The organism is Acinetobacter sp. ANC_7553, assembly GCF_056779895.1.
Genome location: NZ_JBWYIV010000056.1, coordinates 1 through 372, shown reverse-complemented (window position 1 = coordinate 372; position 372 = coordinate 1). Strand labels below are relative to the sequence as shown.

Sequence of the window (372 nt, the reverse complement as noted above, 5' to 3'; positions counted from 1 at the left end):
AAAAAACCCGCTTTCGCGGGTTTTTTGATCTCAAACGAGATTACATATTCGGATAGTTCGGACCACCCGCACCCTCAGGTACAACCCAAGTAATATTTTGTGACGGATCTTTAATATCACAAGTCTTACAGTGAACACAGTTCGCAGCATTAATTTGGAAACGCTTAGAACCATCATCATTTTCCATGATTTCGTATACACCAGCAGGGCAGTAGCGCTGAGCAGGCTCATCCCATTGAGGAAGGTTAACGTTTACTGGAATTGATGGATCAGTTAATTTTAGAAGAAATCCATGTCGATGAATGGGGACGCATCAAAGTACGCTTCCTATTTACCCGAGCAGAAGACCACCAATTTGATGGGGGTGCCGGC

2 pseudogenes are annotated in these 372 nt (G+C 44.1%); one reads left to right on the top strand and one right to left on the bottom strand.

Annotated features, from left to right (window positions below):
• Positions 1-40: 40 nt before the first annotated feature.
• Positions 41-283, bottom strand: a pseudogene (locus tag AC1M9I_RS14655) (4Fe-4S dicluster domain-containing protein); the annotation flags it as partial.
• On the opposite strand from AC1M9I_RS14655, the pseudogene AC1M9I_RS14650 reads away from it, so the two are divergent.
• Positions 283-372, top strand: a pseudogene (locus tag AC1M9I_RS14650) (hypothetical protein); the annotation flags it as partial. The pseudogenes AC1M9I_RS14655 and AC1M9I_RS14650 sit on opposite strands and share 1 nt — an antisense overlap.